General features: G+C 68.5%; 14 protein-coding genes and 1 pseudogene. 6 read left to right on the plus strand and 9 right to left on the minus strand.

Annotated elements, in window-relative coordinates; all coding sequences use genetic code 11:
• The 4 genes and pseudogenes from BN3385_RS28605 to BN3385_RS13955 form a co-directional block, all read right to left on the minus strand.
• Positions 1 to 319, minus strand: a pseudogene (locus BN3385_RS28605) (alpha/beta hydrolase); the annotation flags it as partial.
• Positions 301 to 999, minus strand: coding sequence for an SDR family NAD(P)-dependent oxidoreductase (locus BN3385_RS13945; protein WP_059017314.1), 699 nt, complete (start codon positions 997 to 999; stop codon positions 301 to 303). The gene BN3385_RS13945 and the pseudogene BN3385_RS28605, both read right to left, overlap by 19 nt.
• Positions 996 to 1,751 carry an HpcH/HpaI aldolase family protein gene (locus BN3385_RS13950; RefSeq protein WP_059017315.1) on the minus strand — a complete coding sequence of 252 codons (756 nt, stop codon included), beginning with the start codon at positions 1,749 to 1,751 and terminating at the stop codon, positions 996 to 998. The genes BN3385_RS13945 and BN3385_RS13950 overlap by 4 nt, the downstream gene beginning before the upstream one ends.
• The gene (locus tag BN3385_RS13955) at positions 1,748 to 2,731 is read right to left on the minus strand and encodes a zinc-binding dehydrogenase (RefSeq protein WP_231748732.1); all 984 of its coding nucleotides are present in this window, start codon (positions 2,729 to 2,731) and stop codon (positions 1,748 to 1,750) included. The genes BN3385_RS13950 and BN3385_RS13955 overlap by 4 nt, the downstream gene beginning before the upstream one ends.
• A 43-nt stretch (positions 2,732 to 2,774) precedes the next feature.
• Here BN3385_RS13955 and BN3385_RS13960 point away from each other — a divergent pair, with 43 nt between their 5' ends.
• Together BN3385_RS13960 and BN3385_RS13965 are read left to right on the plus strand one after the other, a co-directional pair.
• A complete protein-coding gene (locus BN3385_RS13960) occupies positions 2,775 to 3,614 on the plus strand; it encodes an SMP-30/gluconolactonase/LRE family protein (RefSeq protein WP_059017316.1) in 840 nt (279 codons plus the stop codon).
• A gap of 2 nt (positions 3,615 to 3,616) precedes the next feature.
• Positions 3,617 to 4,426 carry a thioesterase family protein gene (locus BN3385_RS13965; protein WP_059017317.1) on the plus strand — a complete coding sequence of 270 codons (810 nt, stop codon included), beginning with the start codon at positions 3,617 to 3,619 and terminating at the stop codon, positions 4,424 to 4,426.
• Positions 4,427 to 4,642: 216 nt separating this feature from the next.
• Here the strand turns inward: BN3385_RS13965 and BN3385_RS13970 are convergent, their stop codons facing one another.
• The 5 genes from BN3385_RS13970 to BN3385_RS13990 form a co-directional block, all read right to left on the minus strand.
• The gene (locus tag BN3385_RS13970; RefSeq protein WP_059017319.1) at positions 4,643 to 5,995 is read right to left on the minus strand and encodes an FAD-binding oxidoreductase; all 1,353 of its coding nucleotides are present in this window, start codon (positions 5,993 to 5,995) and stop codon (positions 4,643 to 4,645) included.
• The gene (locus BN3385_RS13975) at positions 5,992 to 9,381 is read right to left on the minus strand and encodes a TM0106 family RecB-like putative nuclease (protein ID WP_059017321.1); all 3,390 of its coding nucleotides are present in this window, start codon (positions 9,379 to 9,381) and stop codon (positions 5,992 to 5,994) included. Before BN3385_RS13975 ends, BN3385_RS13970 begins: the two co-directional genes overlap by 4 nt.
• 30 nt (positions 9,382 to 9,411) lie before the next feature.
• Positions 9,412 to 11,424 (minus strand): putative bifunctional diguanylate cyclase/phosphodiesterase, encoded by a 2,013-nt coding sequence (locus tag BN3385_RS13980; protein ID WP_059017324.1) that lies wholly within the window; start codon positions 11,422 to 11,424, stop codon positions 9,412 to 9,414.
• A 9-nt stretch (positions 11,425 to 11,433) separates the two neighbouring features.
• Positions 11,434 to 11,970, minus strand: a complete 537-nt coding sequence (locus tag BN3385_RS13985) for a heme NO-binding domain-containing protein (RefSeq protein ID WP_059017326.1) — start codon at positions 11,968 to 11,970, stop codon at positions 11,434 to 11,436.
• A 137-nt stretch (positions 11,971 to 12,107) separates the two neighbouring features.
• Entirely contained in the window at positions 12,108 to 12,656 is a 549-nt protein-coding gene (locus tag BN3385_RS13990) for an LppP/LprE family lipoprotein (RefSeq protein ID WP_197415300.1), read from the minus strand.
• A 41-nt stretch (positions 12,657 to 12,697) separates the two neighbouring features.
• On the opposite strand from BN3385_RS13990, the gene BN3385_RS13995 reads away from it, so the two are divergent.
• From BN3385_RS13995 to BN3385_RS14010, 4 genes are all read left to right on the plus strand, one after another.
• A complete protein-coding gene (locus tag BN3385_RS13995; RefSeq protein ID WP_059017328.1) occupies positions 12,698 to 14,407 on the plus strand; it encodes a DEAD/DEAH box helicase in 1,710 nt (569 codons plus the stop codon).
• Entirely contained in the window at positions 14,404 to 15,540 is a 1,137-nt protein-coding gene (locus tag BN3385_RS14000) for an acyltransferase family protein (RefSeq protein WP_059017331.1), read from the plus strand. Before BN3385_RS13995 ends, BN3385_RS14000 begins: the two co-directional genes overlap by 4 nt.
• A 72-nt stretch (positions 15,541 to 15,612) precedes the next feature.
• Entirely contained in the window at positions 15,613 to 17,667 is a 2,055-nt protein-coding gene (locus tag BN3385_RS14005; RefSeq protein ID WP_059017333.1) for a hypothetical protein, read from the plus strand.
• Entirely contained in the window at positions 17,667 to 18,080 is a 414-nt protein-coding gene (locus tag BN3385_RS14010; RefSeq protein WP_059017335.1) for a hypothetical protein, read from the plus strand. The genes BN3385_RS14005 and BN3385_RS14010 overlap by 1 nt, the downstream gene beginning before the upstream one ends.
• Position 18,081: the final 1 nt, after the last annotated feature.

The raw sequence follows: 18,081 nt of genomic DNA on the forward strand, positions 1-18,081 counted from the left end.
GGTCGGTGTCGAGGTTGCCCAGCACGAACGCCCCGGAGTGGCAGTAGATCACCGCCGGTGCCGGTGGCGCAGCGCCGCGGTAGACCCGGACGGGCACCGGCGGTCCGTCGGCACGCTCGACGGTCACGTCGCTGATTTGCACGCCGCGGGTGTCGACGGCCGCGGCGGTTTCGCGTCGGCGTTCGTCGAGTGAAACCCGCACGGCGGCAAGGACGTCCGGCGACAGATCGGTACGGGCGGTGGCGACGGCGTGCAGTGCGGGGTCGAGTCTGCGGAGCAGCTCGGGATCGGCCTGCTGGGTCAGCCGATCTGCAGGCATTGACCACCGTCGACGACGAGCTCGGATCCGGTGATGAACGCGGCAGCCTCGGACACCAGGAACGCCACCGCATCGGCGATCTCGGTGGGCTTGCCCAGCCGTCCGGTGTAGGCGCGGGCCGCTAACCGGTCCCGGGCGGTCTCGTCGAGCATGGGTGTCTCGATGGGCCCGGGGAACACCGCGTTGACCCGGATTCCGTCGCGGGCCAACTCGGCTGCGGCTATCTGGGTCAGGCCGCGCAGCGCCCACTTGGAGGAGCCGTAGGCGGCGTGAAACGGGAACGGCCGGATCGCGCCGGTGCTGCAGGTGTTGACGATCGCGGCGCCCTCGGCGCGGCGCAGCTGCTCCAGGCAGGCCGTCATGCCTAGGAACGGGCCCAATGTGTTGATGCGCCAGGCACGTTCGAAACCCTCGGCGGTCTCCTCGCCCAGCGGGGCGCGGTGCAGCGCACCGGCATTGTTGACCAGTACGTCGAGCCTGCCGAACCGCTCGACCACAGCGGCGACGGCGGCGGTCCACTGCGCCTCGGAGGTCACGTCCAGTGTGAGGGGCAGGACGTCGGAGTCGGTGATCGCGAGCAGGTCGGCGGCAGCCACCTGGAAACCGTCCGCGCGCAGCCGCGCTGCGATCGCGGCCCCCTGGCCGCGGGCCGCCCCGGTGACAAGCGCCACCCGGCTCACTGCGCACCTTCGGCGTCAGCGAGATGGGCGGCGGCGCCGCGTCGCAGGGCCTGCGATTCAGCGGCCAAGGTGATCATCTGAAAGCCCAACGCAGCCAGTTCCTTTCCGACTTTTCCGGACCCGGCGTGCACACCGGCCACCACACCCGCACTGGTCGCCGTCTGCGCCACCCGCACCATGGCGTCGCGCACCCGCGGGTCGGCGGTGGCGCCGGCCGCGTCGGCACCCAGGGCGAGGGCCAGGTCCGCGGGACCGACGTAGACGCCGGTCAGTCCCGGCACCGCGCAGATGTCGGCGACGGCCGCCAGGCCACGGGCGGTCTCGATCATGGCGAACACGCTGACCCGGTCCTGCAGAGCGGCCGGGTCGTGGCCGAGGCTGGCGCGCAACGGACCGAAACTACGTACCCCGTCGGGGGTGTAGCGGGTGGCGGCCACCGCGTCAGCGGCCTGCTGCGGATCGTCGACCATCGCGACAATGATGGCGTCGGCCCCGGCGTCGAGCACTCGGCCGATCGGCGCGGGATCTTCCGACGGCACTCGGACCGCGGTGGCGATCGGCACGTGCTCGGTCCGGCGCAGGGCCACCGCCACGTCGGCGTCGTCGAGATAGCCGTGCTGGATGTCGAAACCGATGTAGTCGTAACCGGCGCGGGCGAATTCGTCGGGACCGAGGAACGACGGCCCGGTGATCCAGCCGCCCCACACCTGATCCTTGCCGGCCAGCGCCTGCTGCAGCCTGCTGGCCGTCATCGGTCCACGATCGCGATCTTCACCCGGCCCGGTGTTGGGCGGCAGGCGAATTCGAAGGCGTCCTGCACCTCGTCGACACCGAAGGTGTGAGTGACGTACATGCTCAGCAGGTCGGGATGCTCGCGGGCGAAGGCGTCGGCGGCATCGAGGACCCGGCGGCGTTCCAGCGTCACACCGGATTTCAGGGTCAGGTTGTTGCGCAGCATGGTGCGCATGCTGATCGGATAGCTGTCGTCGTCGGGCACCCCGAAGTAGAACACCGTGCCGCCGAACGCGGCGGCCTCCACGGCATTGTTCAGGGTGGCCACCTGGTGGCCGACCGCCTCGATGACGACGTCGGGCCGGTCGTGCGGTGAGAGGTTGCGCACCCAGCGGTCGCTGGTGGAACGCACCACGGTGTCCACGCCGAACTTCGCGGCGATGTCGTCGCGGTAGATCGGGTCGACGCCGGTGACCCGCGCGGCCCCGAAGGCCTTGGCCACGTAGGAGAACAGCAGGCCGATCGAGCCCTGGCCGATGACGGCGACATGCTGACCGCTCAGCGCCGGAAGTTGTTCGACCGCATACAGAATGCAGGCCAGCGGTTGCAGGCCGACGGCCTCGGCGGGGGACAGCGCCGGATCGTAGGGCGCCAGCCCGGCACCGTCGGAGACCACGTACTCCATCAGTCCGTTGAAGCCGGATGCCCAGCCGACGACCTGATCACCCGGGCGGTGCTGCGGGTGGGCTGAGGCGATGACCTCGCCGGCGATCTCGTGGATCGGGAAACCGGCCATCTCGGCGGCCAGCGCACCGGTGTCGCCGGGCAGTCGGCCCTGCACACCCTTGAAGCCGGGCAGGTCGCTGCCGCAGATACCGGCGGCCCGGAACTTCAGCAGCACCTGGCCGTCCTGCAGCGCGTCGGGATCCGGTGCGGGGAGGGTGACCTTCTCGAAGGTGTACGGCGCGACGAGGCGATAACACCACGTTGACAATGCCACGCCAGCAGCGTGACACTCGTGCGGTGTTTTGTAAAGGCGCACGATGAGTGTCCTGGAGTCCGGTCCGGCCCGGACGGCGCTGCTGGCCGATGGCTTCTGTTTCGGTGAGGGCCCGCGCTGGTTCGAGGGACTGCTGTGGTTCTCCGACATGCTGGGTGAGGCGGTCCACACCGTCAGCCTCGACGGCTCGGTCACCACGGTCCCGCTGCCCGGCCATGCCCCGTCGGGGCTGGGTTTCCGGCCGGACGGCACCCTGCTGATCGTCTCGACCGAACGCCGGATGGTGCTGGCCTACGACGGTGAGAGCGTCACCGAGGTGGCCGATCTGTCGGCGGTCACGCCGGCCGACCTCGGTGACATGGTGGTCGACGCGCGGGGCCGGGCCTACGTCGGCTCGCAGGCGCGGGCCGGTGGAGTCATCGTGCGGCTGGACCCCGACAACTCGGTGCGTGTGGTGGCCGACGATCTGGACTTTCCGAACGGGATGGCGATCACTCCCGACGGGGGCACCCTGATCGTGGCCGAGTCGATCGGCAGGCGGCTGAGCAGTTTCGCCATCGCCATCGACGGCGGTTTGTCGGGGCGGCAGGTGTTCGCCGATGGACTGGACGGCCCACCGGACGGGATCGCGCTGGACGCCGAGGGCGGGGTGTGGACGTCGATGACGCTGGCCCACCAGTTCGAACGTGTGCTGCCCGGCGGTAGCGTGACCGACCGGATCGACGTCGGTTCGCGTGCGGCGATCGCCTGCATGCTGGGCGGCCCGGACCGGCGCACGCTGTTCCTGCTGTCGAGTGCGGACGCCTATCCCGCGCGGATGGCCGGTACCCGGACATCGTGGGTGCAGACCGTGCGGGTCGACGTGCCCGGAATCGAGAGGTGAGCATGACCGACAGCTACTACGAACTCGTCGACCCGGCCGATCCGCTCGGGGAGAAGTTCCGGGCCACCGACATGGTTCGCAGTACCTGGTCGTCGCACATCCAGCACGGTGGGCCGGTGTCGGCGCTGCTGGTACGGGCGATGGAGCACTGCCAGCCGCGTCCCGATGCCCGGCTGAGCCGGGTGGTCGTCGACCTGCTGGGCGGGGTGCCCGCCGACGGGGATCTGTGGGTCAGCGCCACCATCGAGCGCGGCGGCAGGCAGATCGAGTTGGTCAGCGCGGTGATGCTCGGGCAGGGGCCGGACGGCGCGCCCCGGCCGGTGGCCAAGGCCAGCGGCTGGCGGTTTCAGACCGTGCCCACTGCGGACCTGCTCAGCGCGCCGGTGCCGCCGCTGCCGCCGCGCGAGCAGGGGATCAACCGCAATCTGGCCGAGAAGTTCGACCCGAACTATGTGCACAGCACCGAATGGCTCTGGCTGACCAAACCGATGGCCGCCGGCCAGGGTGAGTCATGGATCCGGCCGCGGGTCGATCTGGTGCACGGCGAGGCGATGTCGCCGCTGGAACGGTTGTTCGCGATCGCCGATAGTGCCAACGGGATCGGCACCAAGATCGACATCACCAAGTACACGTTCCTCAACACCGATATCGCGGTGCATGTGCATCGGGTGCCTGCCGGGGAATGGGTCGGGATCCGCTCGGAGACGATGTACGGCCCGGACGGGGTGGGCACGACCGTCGGCACCTTGTTCGACGATGACGGTGCGGTCGGCAGCATCGCGCAGTCGGTGCTGGTTCGCCCGCGGACGTAGCATCAGTGCCCGCCTCCGAGCGACTATCGCGACGGTGGGCGAGCACTCACGCGGTCGACAGCCGCCGGAGTCGCTCAGAGCCGGGCACGCACGGTGGGTCCCCGCCGCCGGGTACGGATGGGGCTGCTGTGATCGGCGAGGACACCGCCCGCGCGCCGACAGTAACGTGGCGGCGGTCGGACGCTCGCTTTCCCGCCGTGAGGTTACTGTCGCGGATCAGTCGAACAGGACGGCCGGGTTGAGGTAACCGGTCGGATCGAAGGCGGCCTTGATGGTGCGCATCGCGGCGATGTCGGCCGGCTCCCGCGACATCCCGAGATAGGCGCGCTTGCGGCTGCCGATGCCGTGCTCCGAGCTGACGTTACCGCCATGGGCGGCAATGAGTTTCATCATCGCGGCATACAAGTGGCTCTCCTGCTCGGCGCCGCAGCGCAGCACGTTCAGATGAAGATTGCCCTCACCGATGTGGCCGAACAGGATCGGGATGGCATCCGGGGCGTGCTCGGCCACCAGCGCAGCCGAATCCGCCGCGAACGCCGCGATCGCCGATAACGGCAGCGACACATCGAATTTCAGCGGCGGCCCAAACAGTCCGACGATCTCGGCGGTGGACTCCCGCACCTGCCACAGCCGCTGCTGTGATCCCGCGTCGATGCCGACGGCTGGTTCACCGGCCAGCTCAGCATCCTCCAGCGCATCGGCCAGCCGCTCGGTCAGGTCGATCTCACCGGCCAGTTCGACCAGCAGCAGCCAGTCACCGTCGACCGGCACCGGCACGTCGAGGTGTTCGGCAGCCAGTGCGGCCGCACGGGCGTCCAGCATCTCCAATGCCGCCACCGACTCGGTGTCGCGCAACACCCGGCCGGTGGCCACCAGTGCGTCGAGGTCGGCGAACCCGCATACCGCGGTCACCCGGTGCGCCGGCACCGGATGCAGTCGCAGGTCCAGCGCAGTGATCACGCCCAGCGTGCCTTCCGCGCCGACGAACAGGGCCGCCAGGTCGTAGCCGGTGTTATCGGCACGGACGTGACTGTGCCGGTGGACCACCGACCCGTCGGGTAGCGCGACGTCCAGGCCGATCACCTGTTCGCCCATATTGCCGTAGCGCACCGTGCGCAGGCCGCCGGCATTCGTCGAGGCCATCCCGCCGACGGTCGCCGAGTCGCGGGCCGCCAGGTCCACCCCGAACAGCAGACCCGCCCCGGCGGCGGCGCGCTGCAGGTCGGCCAGCGTCACCCCGGAGCCCACCCGGACCCGACGCTCCGTCACGTCGATCTCGCCGATCTCGGTCAGCCGCTCGGTGGACAGCAGTACGTCATCGTGTTCGGGCACGGTGCCCGCGACCAGCGAGGTGCGACCGCCCTGCACCGTCACCGACACCCCGGCGTCGCGGCATTCCCGCAGGACCGCGGCCACGTCGTCGGCCGACGCGGGCCGGACCAGGGCACTGGCCCGACCCCGGTAGCGGCCGGTGTAGTCGACGCTGCGGCCGGCCAGGACGTCGGCGTCGGTGACGACGTGCGCACTGCCCACGATGGCCGCCAGCCGGTGCGTCAGCGTTGTGCTCATGGCGAGGGTCTATCACACATGGCCAGGAACGCACCCAACTCCACCAAACCGTCGGGGGTGGACGGCAGATAGTCGGTCAGCATCGCCGAGCGCACCACCACCGCCGCGTACTTGGCCCGGCTCACTGCGACGTTGAGCCGATTCCGGTTGAGCAGGAACGAGATTCCCCTCGGCACATCGGCGATCGAGGACGCCACCAGCGAGACGAACACCAGCGGGGCCTGACGGCCCTGGAACTTGTCGACGGTCCCGGCCTGGACGTCGTCCAGTCCCGCCTCATCGAGCAGCCGGCGCAACAGCACCACCTGGGCGTTGTAGGGCGTCACGATCAGCACGTCGGAGGCGGTCAGCGGCCGGGTGCCGTGCTCGTCGGTCCACGCCCGGTCCAGCATCCCGGTGATCGCGGCGAGGATCGCCGCCGCCTCCTCGGGACTCTCGGTCGAGTTGCCGTCGTGGTTGATCGCCAGCGTGTGCACGCCCGGCTCGATCCCGTCGAACCGGCGGGCCGCGGTGGTGTCCTCGACCGACTGCAGCCGCCCGTCGTAGCTCAGGCGCGACACCGCCGCGCAGACCGCGGGGTGCATCCGGTAGGAGCGGTCCAGGAAGTACCCGAGGTCTTCGGGCAGCGTGTGCCGGCCGTCGACCAGCCAGCCCAGCGCGGAGGCGTCCACCGGCTCGGGGTGGGTGCCCTGGCTGACCTGGGGCAGCTGCTGCGGATCGCCGAGCAGCAGCAGGTTACGGGCCGCAGGGGCGACGGCGATGGTGTTGGCCAGGCAGAACTGGCCGGCTTCCTCGACGACCAGCAGGTCCAGGCTGGCCGCGGGCACCCGGTTGCGGTTCGCGAAATCCCATGCGGTGCCGCCGATCACGCAGCCGGCGTGGTCGGCGATGAATACCGGATAGGCGCCCTCGTCGAGTTCCGTCCACGGTCCGGTGCCGTTCGGCTTCTTGGCGACGACCGTCGGGTCGACCCCGGCGCCGATGATGTCCCGGAACAGGTTCTCCACCACCGCGTGGGACTGTGCCACCACGCCGATGCGCCAGTGGTGCTCGTTGACCAGGGCGGCGATCACCCGGGCGGCGGTGTGTGTCTTCCCGGTACCCGGCGGGCCGTGCACCGCCACGTACGAGGAGTCCAGGGACAGTAGCGCCGCGGTGATATCGGCGATGCAGTCACCGGTGCGGGGCAGCGGGCCGCCGGTGCGCGGCGACCGGCGTAGCAGTAGATCGAGAACCGCCGAATCCGGCAGCGCGGGAAGGCTATTGGCGATGTCGGTGGCCGCCGTCTCGAGTGACTCGCGCAGCGCCTTGGTGGAGAACGGCGGTCCCGGGGTCAGCGCGAACGGCAGCCGGTCGTAGGGGCCGCCGGTCTTCGGCTCGCGCTCGAACAGCAGAACCTCGGTGGGAGCGGCGGGGTCGTCGCACTCCAGGACGGTCACCGAGGCGTACGCGCGGCGTTCCGGATCATCGGACAGGCCGGCCGGGGTCGGCGGGTCGTAGAGCGCATACATGTCGCGGCTGAGTTCACCCGCGGCCATCGAGCCGGTCAGCCTCAGGCGCCGCTGCGGCTTGCGGGCCCGCGGCGGCACATGCCAGTCGGTGTCGATCTGCGGATCCTCGACCAGGAAAACCCCTGCGGTGTCCGACCATTCGTCGAGCGGACTGTTCAGCCGGTCGAAGTGCCCCCACCAGAACGGCTTGTCCTCGCGTCGGTGATAGCCCCGCGCCGCGGCGATCATCGCGACGGCCCGCTGCTCGGGGGTGCGCGCGCTGACGTCGTCACCGACGAATCGGGCCATCCGCTTGGCCACGTCGTCATCGACCTCCACCTGCCCGCTGTCGCGGACCGGCTGCGGGCCCAGCGGCGGCACACCGGACTCGAAAGCCCGCTGCAGCAACCAGTCCCTCAGCTTGCGGGTGGACCGGCAGTCGTAGAGGTTGTAGTCCTCGATCTCCTTCAGCACGGTGGCGGCCTCGTCGTCGCGGCCCTCGGCGCGCAATTCGCAGTAGCGCGCGTACATGGTGATCGAATCCGTCGCGGTGGTGACATCCCCGGTGCGCAACTCCGCACCCATGTACAGCGGCTCCAGTGACTTCAGGCTGTAGTTGCCGGTACCGACCCGAATGCTCTTGCGCACCAGGGGATACAGATCCACCAGCACACCGTTGCGCAGCAGGTCGTCGACCTCGTCCTCACCCTCGCCGTACCGGCCGGCCAGCCGCAGCAGCGCGGTCTTCTCATACGGCGCGTAGTGGTAGATGTGCATCTTCGGGTAGCGCTTGCGCCGTTTGCGCACCATGGTCAGGAAGTCACGCAGCGCTTTGCGTTCGGCGCCGCGGTCATGCGCCCACAGCGGCCGGAACTCCTCTTCTGCTCCGAGCACCCCGAACAAGTACTCCAAGCCCCAGTCGCGCCCGTCGGCCGTCCACAGGGGATCGCCCTCGAAGTCGAAGAACAGGTCGCCCTTGTCGTGATCGGGCAGCAGCATCAACGGCTGCGGGTCGACGACCTCATACGGCGGCTTGCCGTCCTCCCGCGGGGCGATCTGCAGGCGGGCCTGGCTGCCCAGTGCCGTCACAGTGCGGGCGGGCAGACCCGGCACCGGGCCCTGGTGGGCGGCCAGCTCGGTCCTGGTGGTGATACCCGCATCGATCAGCCGGGCCCGCTGGCTGACCCGCATCCCCGCGACCAGCAGCAGGTCATCGGTGGCGCGGACCTGCTCCTCGCACTCCGGGCAACGCATACAGGCCCGGACGCGGTCATCGGCCCAGTCGACCGCAACACCGCCCGCGTAGTGCCGATCCAGCAATTCCTGCAGTTCGGCCCGCCGCGAGCGGTAGACCGGCAGCAGCTCGTCGACCCGGAAACTCATCGTGGTCTGGTTTCCGAGGACCAGCTCCACCTCGTCATGCACCGGCACCCCGTCGGCGCTCAGCGTCTCGGCGTAGGCGGCCAGCTGGAGCAGCGCCTCGACCTTCACCGAGCGGGCCAGTTTGGTGTCCCGAAGCCGGTAGCGGTCTCCGTCGAGCACCAGGAAGTCGGCGAAGCCGACGAAGCGCCCGTCGAACATCGCGGCCTGGTAGATCACCGGCGCGCGCTGCTCGACGGCGCGACGCGTGGCGTCGGCGGCGGCGCTCAGCCCGGCCAGTGAGTAGGCAGGCCTGCCGATGACCACCACGTCACTGCGTTCCCGCAGCGCGTCGAGGTGCCGCTGCTCGTGGGCGTCACCGAGGTCGGCGGTGCGGGCCAGCAGCTCGTCGACCGTCGAGACTGCCGGGGCGCGGCCCAGTTTCGCGTCGAACGAGCGCAGCAGCGCATACTCGCAGCGGGCAGCCGCGGCGAGGTCAGAGGCGCTGTAGACCACCCGGTCGTCGATGACGAGCACAGCCCCACTCTAGGCGGGGACCCCGACATCTCAGATCGACGAAATCGCGGGTCGGGGATCCAGCAGTGCTTCGAGTTCCTCGGCGGCCAGCGGCGGCGAGAAGTAGTTGCCCTGACAGAAGCTGCAGCCCAGCGACCGTAGCCGGGCGATCTCGTCGGCGTTCTCGGCGCCCTCGGCGATCACCTCCATACCGAGGCTGCGGGCCAGCACCACGATCGTCTTGACGATCTGCAGGCTCTCCATGTTCGTCTCCATCCGGGAGATGAACGAGCGGTCGATCTTGAGCACCTGCAGCGGGAACCGGTGCAGGTAGCTCAGGCAGGAAAAGCCGGTGCCGAAATCGTCCATGCTCAGCTGAATTCCCAGCGCCCGCAACCGGTTCAACACGTCCGCGGCGTACTCGGCGTCATCCATCGTCATGGTTTCGGTGATCTCCAGTCGCAGCTGCGAGGGCTGCACACCGGTCTCGGCGAGGATGGCACTGACCCGCTCGACCAGGTCGGGCTGGGCGAACTGGCGTGGCGACAGGTTGACCCCGACCGTCAGCGGCGGCCGGTTCCCGCGGGCGGCGTTCCACCGGCGTGCCGCCAGACACGCCTGGCGCAGCACCCACATGCCCAGCGGGACGATCAGCCCGGTCTCCTCAGCGGTGTGGATGAACTCGTCGGGGTAGCGCAGCGTGGTTGGCGACGTCCGCCACCGCACCAGCGCCTCCACTCCGACGATCTGGTCGTCGGCCAGCGACACCACCGGCTGGTAGTGCAGCTCGAACGATTCGTCCCGCACCGCCGCGCGCAGTTCGCTCTGCAGATCCAGGCGGCGGGTCGCCGAAGTCTGCATCCCGTCGTCGTACAACTCGGTGCGGCCCTTGCCGCGCGACTTCGCCTCGTACATCGCCATATCCGCGTGCCGCACCAGTTCGTCGGCCGAACAATGCTCGGCCGAACTCATCGCGATGCCGATGCTCGCGCTGGTGACCACCTCATGGCCCTCGACGCGGAACGGGTTGCCCAGCACCGCGTGGATCCGGTCGGCGATCGCGACGGCATCCTCCTTGTTGCCCACCCCGCGCACCAGAATGGTGAACTCGTCACCGCCCATCCGGGCCAGCAGCGTTCCCGGCGCTGACTCAGCGGCCAGGCCGGTGAAGTCGTGGGCACGCACCGAGGCCATCAGCCGCGCGCCGACCTGGGTGATCAGCGCGTCGCCTGCCGCATGGCCCAGGCTGTCGTTGACCAGCTTGAACCGCTCGAGGTCGATGAACATCACGCAGAATCCGGCGTGCCGGTCCAGGGAGAACTCGCGGAACGCCTCGTCCACCTCGCGCAGGAAGTGCGGCCGGTTGGGCAGCCCGGTGAGCGCGTCGTGCAGGGCGTCGTGCATCCGGTCGTTGGCGCGGTCACGTTCGATGACGCGGCCCAACTGGGTGCCGGCCTGCCGGATCATCCGGGTCAGCGCCGGATCCTCCGGCATCGGGTTGGGGCCGAAGAACTCCAGCGCCGCCACCACGTCGGGCCCGATCAGCAGCGGCACACCGAAGCCGGCGCGCAACCCCGACCGCAGCGCCGCCTCGCGACGCGCGAATCCCGACGTCACGAAGTCGTCGAGCCACACCGGGGCCGCCGACGCCCAGACCCGCCCCGGCAGACCCTCGCCCTCGGCGAAAACCGCTCCTGCCGTGGCAGTTTGGAACTCCGACAGGTCGAGTCCGGGTGCGCCGTACCAGATGTTCGACGGCCACATCCGCAAGGTCGGGCCGTCCCCGGCGACGATGTAGGCGTGTCCCGCCGACCAGCCGGTGAACTGGCACATGTACTCCAGCGCGGACTTCAGCACCTCCTGCGCCGAGCCGCCCTGGTTGGCCATGATCGTGATCTGCGAGAGGAATTCGAGCTCACGCTGTTTCTGGTACAGATCCCGCAGGCCCTGCTCGGCGATGTCCTCGGCGGTGCGCCGGATCTTGGATTCGCGGTCCAACCGCCGCCGCAGCCGCGCGTTCTCCTCGGCCAGCGCCTTGAGTTCTTCTGTGCCCCCGATGTTCACGATCCGCCCCTATGCCGCCGCGACCTCGACCAGACAGCGAGTGGACCCGTCGTGCATGCACTCCACGTGCTGCACGGTCAGGGACTCGCCGTAGTGGTCGGCGGCACCGAGGATGAAGCCGTGGGCCAATCCGCACAGCCGGCGCGGGGAGCGGTATCCGATCAGCAGTGATCCGTTCGCCGGGGAGGTGAAGTCGAAATGCGGGCAGTAGGCGCCCGCGTAAAGCTTGCGGACCTCGGGGTGAATGACGTCATTGAGGCTGCGCAGGAAGGGGACGGTCTGCTCGTGAGCGGTGAAGTAGTCCGGCCACCGTTTGACCATGTGGGGAATGGCTTGCCGGCCGAACCAGCGCAGCACTTCGTCGTCGGGCAGCGTCAGCGCCGCTCCCGCGGCGGAGACCAATCGCGTCATATCGTCATCGTCGTAGCTGCCCAGCGACGTGTAGACACCGTCGAGACCGGCGGCATCCAGCAGTTCATCCCAGGTCTGGTCGCCGTAGTTGGCGACCACCACCTCTTCCAGCAAATTGAAGAACGCGCCCTTCACGGCACCCTCCGATAACCGGGCTGCTTCCTTAACCCGCCAGTCAATCTACGCCACGAAAACTGTTTGCCACAGTTTTTGTTTCAAACCGAAGAACCAGGAAAAACCGGCAAACAGTCAGATATCGGGGAGTGCTGGCGCTAGCCGGTGTTGCCGATCAGTTCCACCCCGGCGCCGTTCCAGCGGAATTTCACCACGCTCTGCAGGCCGAGCGGGTTGAGGTAGACCAGCGCGACGGTGTCACCGGTGCTCTGTGCGGGGTCGACGGCGTTGAAGCCGAACGTGTCGGGCACCCCGGTCGGGATGTACTTACCGAGGTGGAACATCACCGCGCGGGTGTTCGGGTTCTCGGCGTTGGTGTTGGCCTTGACGATCACCGCCGACAGTTGCGCGCACTCGTTGAAGTTGCCCGCGATGGGCTCGGGGTTCCAGCCCTGACCACTGCGCGGATCGCGGGGCAGTTCGGATACGGCCTGCGCGATCGCGGGTGCGCCCAGGTTGACCGCACACGGGTCGGGTGGTGGGGGTGTGGCCGGTGCCGACGATGAGGCGGCTGAGGTGGTCGGGGCGGCCTCCGGAGTCTTGGCCACCGTGGAGTCGCCGGAGCCGCAGCCGGCCAGGACGAGGGCCGCCGCAGCTACCGCCAACCGATGCCACACACCCGCCGACGGTACCGGCCTGCGCTGCATGAAGGGGGTTACGGCGCGCTCGGGCATTAGACTGCAGGTCAATGACACTCCCGGAAGACGACGGACCCGACGCCGCCGTTAGCTCCCCCCAGACTTTCGCCGACCTGCAGATTCACCCCGCCGTCCTGCAGGCCGTCTCCGACGTCGGTTACGAGACACCATCGGCCATCCAGGCAGAAACCATCCCGGCGCTGCTGGCCGGCTCTGACGTCGTCGGCCTGGCCCAGACCGGCACCGGCAAGACGGCGGCGTTCGCCATCCCGATCCTGTCCAAGCTGGACACCGACAGCCGCCACACCCAGGCGCTGGTGCTGGCCCCCACCCGTGAGCTGGCCCTGCAGGTCGCCGAGGCGTTCAGTCGCTACGGCGCGCACCTGAAGGTCAACGTGCTGCCGATCTACGGCGGCTCGTCCTATGTGCCGCAGCTGGCCGGCCTCAAGCGCGGCGCGCAGGTCGTCGTCGGCACCCCCGGGCGCGTCATCGACCACCTGGAGAAGGGCAGCCTGGACCTGTCGCACCTGGACTACCTGGTGCTCGACGAGGCCGACGAGATGCTGCAGATGGGTTTCGCCGAGGACGTCGAACGCATCCTGGCCGACACCCCGGAGTACAAGCAGGTCGCGCTGTTCTCGGCGACGATGCCGCCCGGCATCAAGAAGATCACCACCAAGTACCTGCACGATCCGGTCGAGGTGACGGTCAAGTCGAAGACCCAGACCGCCGAGAACATCACGCAGCGCTACTTCCTGGTGTCCTACCCGCGCAAGATGGACGCGCTGACCCGGCTGCTCGAGGTGGAGCAGGGCGACGCGATGATTGTGTTCGTCCGCACCAAGCAGGCCACCGAGGAGGTCGCCGAGAAGCTGCGGGCGCGCGGGTTCGCCGCGGCGGCCATCAACGGCGACATCCCGCAGGCGGTGCGCGAGCGCACCATCAGCCAGCTCAAGGACGGCTCGATCGACATCCTGGTCGCCACCGACGTCGCCGCCCGCGGCCTGGACGTCGAGCGCATCTCGCACGTGGTGAACTTCGACATCCCGCACGACCCGGAGTCCTACGTGCACCGCATCGGCCGGACCGGCCGGGCCGGACGGTCGGGCACCGCGCTGCTGTTCGTCACCCCGCGCGAGCGGCACCTGCTCAACTCGATCGAGCGGGTCACCCGGCAGAAGCTCATCGAGGACCAGCTGCCCAGTGTTGAGGACGTCAACGCCCAGCGGGTGCAGAAGTTCCGCGACTCGATCTCCGAGGCGCTCAACGCACCCGGCTTCGACATGTTCCGCCGGCTGATCGAGGACTACGAGCGCGACAACGATGTGCCGATGGCCGATATCGCCGCGGCCCTGGCGTTGCAGTCGCGCGACGGCGCGGAGTTCCTGATGACCGAGCCGCCGCCGGAGAAGCGCCGCGAACGCCCGGAGCGTCCGGAGCGTGAGCGCGGGCCGCGCAAGACCCGCGACGACCTGGCCACCTATCGCATCGCGGTGGGCAAGCGGCACAAGGTGATGCCGGGAGCGATCGTCGGCGCCATCGCGAACGAGGGCGGCCTGCACCGCAGCGACTTCGGCCACATCAGCATCAAGGTCGACCACTCGCTCGTCGAACTGCCCGCCAGGCTCCCCAAGGAGACCTGGAAGAAGTTGGAGAACACCCGCATTCAGGGTGTGCTGATTGATCTCAAGCCCGACCGCGGCGGGCATTCGCACGATTCGCGTCCCTCCGGCGGGAAGCCCCGGCGCAAGCACTCATGACCGCCTCGCGCGAGGTCGATCAAGGGGGGCTGGAGGCGGTCTCGACCGTCGACCGGGTCGCCTCGCTGACCGGTGTGCGTGCGGTGGCGGCGCTGCTGGTGCTGGGCACTCACGCCGCCTACACCACCGGCAAGTACACGCATGGCTTTGTGGGACTGGTGTATTCGCGGATGGAGATCGGCGTGCCGATCTTCTTCGTGCTGTCCGGTTTCCTGCTGTTCGGCCCGTGGGTGAAGGCGGCGGCCAACGGGACCGATGCGCCATCGGTCGGGCGCTACGCCTGGCACCGGGTGCGGCGCATCATGCCCGCCTACGTCGTCACCGTCGTCGTGGCGTTCCTGATCTACCACTTTCGCACTGCCGGGCCCAATCCCGGGCACAGCTGGATGGGGTTGTTCCGCAACCTGACGCTGACCCAGATCTACACCGACAACTACATGTTTTCCTATCTGCACCAAGGGCTTACGCAGATGTGGAGCCTGGCTGTCGAGGTGGCGTTCTATGTGGCGCTGCCGGTGCTGGCCTGGTTGCTGCTGGTGGTGCTGTGCCGGCGGCACTGGCGGCCGTGGCTGCTGCTGACCGGGCTGGGCGCGCTGGCGTTGATCAGCCCGCTGTGGATGATCCTGGTGCACACCACGCACTTCCTGCCCGACGGTGCCCGGCTGTGGCTACCGGGCTACCTGGCCTGGTTCGTCGGCGGGATGCTGCTGGCGGTGCTGTCCGCCATGGGGATTCGCGTGTACGGCTTCGTCGCGGTGCCGCTGGCGGTGATCTGCTACCTGATCGCCTCGACGCCGATCGCGGGGGAGCCGACGACGTCGCCGACGGGGCTGGGCGAGGCGTTGGTGAAGACGGGTTTCTACGCCGTGATCGCGACCTTGGTGGTGGCGCCGCTGGCGCTGGGCAACCGCGGCTGGTACGCCCGGCTGCTGGCCACCCGGCCGATGGTGTGGCTGGGGGAGATCTCCTACGAGATCTTCCTGGTGCACCTGGTCGTCATGGAGATCGCGATGGTCAACGTCCTGCACTGGCCGGTGTACACCGGGTCGGCGCCGGTGCTGTTCGTCGTCACCCTGGTGTTGACGATCCCGGTGGCGTGGCTGCTGCACCGGCTCACTCGGGTGCGCACCTAGGAGTCGCCAAAGCCCTGCGGTGTGCGCCTGCCGGGGTGACAATTCCCTCAGCATCAATGACAGGCGGCGCCGGTGATCACCGAGGAAAACAACGTTCCCTGGACGCGCAAGCACGACGACCCGCGTACTCCGCTGATCCCTGATGCCGCCCGTGTCCTGTACCCCCGAAACCTGCATGAGCTGATCGACATCTGCGAAGCCGGTGGTGCACTGAAAGTGGCGGGCCGGCACTGGGGGTTGTCCACCGCGGCGCTGTCGGACCACACCTTCATCGAAACCAACGACCCCGACGGCACCCACCCAACGTTGAGCAGAACCCTGCACGATGTGGTGCCGGCCTGCCTCAATCCCAACTACCTGAAGTACATGGCCGATGCCGAGGACAGCTGGTATTTGATTCACGTCGAGGCCGGAAAGCGGGTGTGCCAGCTCTACGCCGAGCTCGACCAGCCGGTCGACGTCACCGATGAGACCACCCTCGGCGGTTACATCAAGAAGCACATCCGCAACACCGACAAGTTCGCCCGCCGTTGGGGTTTCGCGACCCTGGGCGGTGCTGGGGGCCAAACTATCGTCGGCGCGTTCAGCACCGGAACCCACGGCGGCGACTTCGACCGGCCTCCCATCGCCGACTCGGTGCTGGCGATTCACCTCGTCGCCGACGGCGGCCAGCAGTACTGGATCGAGCCTGACACCCACGGTGTGCCGGCCCTCGTGGACGACGCGGCACTGGAGGCGCACTACGGACCGGCCTCGGGATACCGGCCGATCAAAATCCTGCGGAGTAATAAGGTCTTCCGGGCCGCGCTGATGTCGGTGGGGCGGTTGGGGGCGATCTATTCGGTGATCCTGCGGGCGGTGCCGCAGTACTCGCTCTACGAGCGGCGGCGTCTCGACGAGTGGCAGCGGGTCAAGTCGGCGATCACCGCGCGCTCCGCCGACCTGTTCGACGCGCCCGCGCTGGTTCCGTTCGGATTCCGTCCGGTCGCTGATGTGTCTGGGCCACAACGCTTTCTGCAGATCGCGGTATGCCTGGTTCCGCTGAACAACGGGCGACGGAATCAGGTAGGCATCACGTGGCGCTGGCCGCTGGAGTTGCTCGACAACCCACCGGGGCGCGCCGAACGGGTCGGCGATATTCTCAATCCCGCCGACCTGGGTCACGCCGATCCGATCTTCTCCCGGGTCGGGCAAGGCCCGGGATTCACCCCCGACCCGAATGACCCCGGGATCGGGCGTGAACCGAGCATGCTCGAGATCGCTTGCTCCAATGGGAGTTTCTTCCGCGGGATCATCGACGGCGCGATCACCCAGATCAAGAACTTCGTGGCCTCGCACGGCGTCCAGGTTGGTGGCGGGATCGCGGCCACCGCGGCAGCCGGTGGCACTGGTCTGTTGGCGTTGCTGCCGCAACTCGCCGCGATCGCACTGCTGCTGGAGGCGTTCCTGAGCCTCATCCACGACGACACCCGATTCTCCGAGGTGCTCAACGGGTTGAGAGGGCAACTGCTCGACCCGTCGGCATCACCTGAACGCCAGGCCGCGGGGGTGTTCGTCTGGCGGATGATCTACAACGAGGTCTTCACCGGCCAGCAGAGCAACGCCGACTTCGAGGCGATCAGCTACGCGGTGATGGACAAACACCACTACGGCAATACCTGCGAGGTCAACGTCGACTCCGTCGAGGTGTTCTTCGATGCGACCGATACCCGGGTGATCGCCTATGTCGACGCGCTGATCGCCTACGAGCGATCCCAGGAGTATGACGGGAAGTCGATGGTGGGCTACGTATCGCTGCGCTTCACCGAGAGCAGCGCGGCACTCCTGGCGCCCGAGCAGTTTCCGGCCACCTGCGTGGTGGAGGTGGCAACGTTGCTCGACGTCAAGGGTGGCAAAGATCTGCTCGACTACGCGGTGGGCCTGGCGCTCAACCCGAACATGGGGGCGATCCTGCACTGGGGCCAGCGCAACGATGCGACCCGGGACGATATCGATAGGCAATTCGGCCCGCCCAGCGGTGCCGACCGGATCGGTGCTTGGCGTGACGTGCTGGACATGATGACCGACGGCGGGTCCAACAACGCCTTCTCCAGCGGCTTCACCCGCACCATCGGGTTGGAGCTCTGATGGCGTTCGATCAGCACCGCCTGCGCTTCTATGGTGACTGGCAGCTGCACACCGGTGTGATCGACGAAACCTACGGGGCAGAAAGCTCCTTCACCATCTCCGGCTCGGATGGTCAGGACGGCACCTACTATCCGCGGGCCGCTGACCCGCCCTTGACATTGACGGTGACCGGTGCGGCGTGGCTCATGTGGTTTGGGCGGCGGCGCTACGGCCTGAAGATCTGGGTCGCCGTGTCCGCCCAGCGCCTGACCACCTTTGACCCGGTCGACGGCATCAAGGTGGAGCTGGATACCCGCAATCCGTACAGCAGCGGGACGGGAACCCTGCCGGGCATGCAGATGTGGGGCACGTTGTGGGATCCGTCCACCCAGGTGCCCAATCCGCCCCCGTTCGATTTCACCTATCCCGAGTAGC

Source organism: Mycobacterium sp. M26 (assembly GCF_001494595.1).
GTDB lineage: Bacteria > Actinomycetota > Actinomycetes > Mycobacteriales > Mycobacteriaceae > Mycobacterium.